The sequence below is a fragment of the Mucilaginibacter sp. P5_A6 genome (genome assembly GCF_056400585.1).
The window spans coordinates 1-2,500 of record NZ_JBFUKZ010000075.1 but is presented as its reverse complement, the minus strand read 5'-3'; the positions used below and the strand labels follow the sequence as shown (position 1 = coordinate 2,500).

Annotated in this window: 2 protein-coding genes; both read left to right on the top strand. The window is 37.0% G+C overall.

Features of this window, described 5'->3' with window-relative positions; genetic code table 11:
* Window positions 1-91 precede the first annotated feature (91 nt).
* On the top strand, window positions 92-373 hold the full coding sequence (locus AC1DO4_RS27725) for a hypothetical protein (protein WP_477421014.1): 282 nt from the start codon (window positions 92-94) through the stop codon (window positions 371-373).
* Window positions 374-2,500 (top strand): GumC family protein (locus AC1DO4_RS27720; protein ID WP_477421013.1); only part of this gene is annotated, 2,127 nt, incomplete at its 3' end. It lies immediately after the preceding gene.

Below are 2,500 nucleotides of genomic sequence, written 5' to 3'. Positions count from 1 at the left end.
ACTTAATATTGGTCAACTGTTTAAAAACACTTAAATAACCAGTGCGGCCCGTGAAACTTATAAAATAGCGCAATACGAACAGGCCCAATACATGCTTAATCTTGAAGCCCAGGTAAGAAAACTTTACTTTGCTTACCTGGCTGCAATGACAGAGCTAAGGCTACGTTCGGGTGCGGTAACTGATGCGGGAAGCGCCGTTAAACAGATGAAATACGCTTTTCAAAAAGGAGAAATCACATTTCAGGTTTATAACGAACAACTAAACAGTTATTATACTCAAAATTCGTATATGGTACAGGCAGAATTAGCAACATGGACAACCAAAACCAGTCTTGAAGAGCTATTAGGTATTAAATTAGAGGATGTAAAATAAATGGAGATAACCAATTTTTTTAAGCTTTTAAAAAAATACAGATTAGTACTAATTTTTTTACCGCTTATAACTATAGCAGTATCGTTTTACTTAGTTAAAAATCTTCCGGATAATTATGTATCCCATGCGCAAATAGCCACCGGCATTATTGACGGATCGCGTCACCTTCTTGATAAGGATGCAAATGTTCAGCAACAACAGGTATTAAGTGAGTTTGGTAACCTACTGGCTATTATGAGGTTAAAAAAAATAGTTAACCAGGTTTCTTACTTGCTTATCATACATGACCTTAAGAATCCAGATGCACCATTTCGCAAATACAGCAAGCAACTTGCAGAAATGCATGAATATGAACGGGCGGAGGCGCTAAAGGTTTTCCAGTATAAGTTTGATCACCTTGAAGCATTATTACTTTACAACGAGAAGGAAAGCACCTTGAACGACCTGCTGCGTTCCATGAAATATGATGATGGTTCTTTACGTAAGGAACTGATAATTTACAGGGATGAAGACAGTGATTTTATATCTGTAATGTATAATTCAGAAAATCCACAATTATCCGCAACTGTGGTAAACGAACTATGTACACAGTTTATTAATTACTACACACAAACGGTAAAGCTAAACGAATCAACCGCCGTTTCTTTTTTATCAGATCTGATGAAGCAAAAAAGAAGCTTGCTAAGTGATAAAACAGCTCAGCTTCAAAAATATAAGATAGATAATGGTATATTAAATCTTGACGAACAATCAAGAGCCATTTTTAGCCAGATACTGGTTTATACTAATAAAAAGCAGGAAGCAGAAAAGGATATTGCATCTAATGAAGGCGCACTTAAAACCATTAATGAAAAATTTGACCCTGCAGATAGAAAATATTTAGAATCAACCATAAGTAAATATAATCAGGCTATAACCTCAACCCAGGATGAACTTCATACCGTTCAAAACAGGTATATACGCAGTAATTATGATCCTAAATACAAACCTGCATTAGATTCTCTGCAAAAAACACTGGCTTCCGAAATTAATCAGTCGTCGGATAAATATATAAGCAGCCCGCTTATAGCTAAAGACGAACTGGTTAAGCAAAAATTAACGCTGGAAATATCCCGTGATATGGCTAAATACAGCATTCAATCTATAAACAGCGAACTGGCCGACCTGAATGGAAAGTTTGCCCGCCTGGTGCCTTTTGATGCCAAGGTTAACACCTATTATTTTGACATTGATATTGCCAGCAAAGAATACCTGGAAGTTTTAAATAAGTACAACGAAACTAACCTTAAATCAAACTTCTCAATTAAACTGATTCAGGTTGAAGTTGCCGCGCCAGAAGCTCCTCAACCATCAAAAAAAATGCTACTGATTGGTTTAAGCGCGATAGCAATGCTTTTTGTTTGTCTGTTCGTTTTATTTTTACTGTTCTACCTTGATAATACTATTAAGGAACCAGCCGAACTGGTTAATAAAACACAACTGCCTTTATTGGGCGTTCTTAACAAGATTCATGGGGCAAATCTCGACCTGAGAAAACTTTGGGATGTAGAGAACCGCGATAAAATGCAGCAGTTTAAAGATCTGTTACGATCAATAAGGTTTGAAATTGACCAGGAACTGCGCGGGGAAAGGGTTATAGCGATTACCAGCATGACAGCTTATGAGGGTAAAACGCTATTTGCTACAAGCCTGGCCTACTCCTACGCTATGATTAACAAAAAGGTTTTGCTGATTGATGGAAACTTCAACAATCCCGACCTCACAATGGCCATCCGCCCTGCCATGTTTCTTGAAGATTATTTTAAAAATACCCCCGTAATTAATAATCTTGAAGCAGGTAGCAGCACATCAACCGTATTAGGTAACCATGGCGGCGATGTAACCTTGCTTGAAATTGGCGACGAAATATTTGTTAAAAACCGCTTTGATGCTCTCAGAGCAAAATACGATATAATTATAATAGATACAGCACCACTAAGTTCATTAAATAAATCAAAAGAGTGGTTATTGTTTGCCAATAAAACAATAGCTGTTTTTGAAGCCAATAAAAGCATAACAAACGCACAAAAGCCTTACCTGGCCTTTTTAAAAAGCCTTGGTAATAAGTTTGGTGGCTGGGTGTTAAAC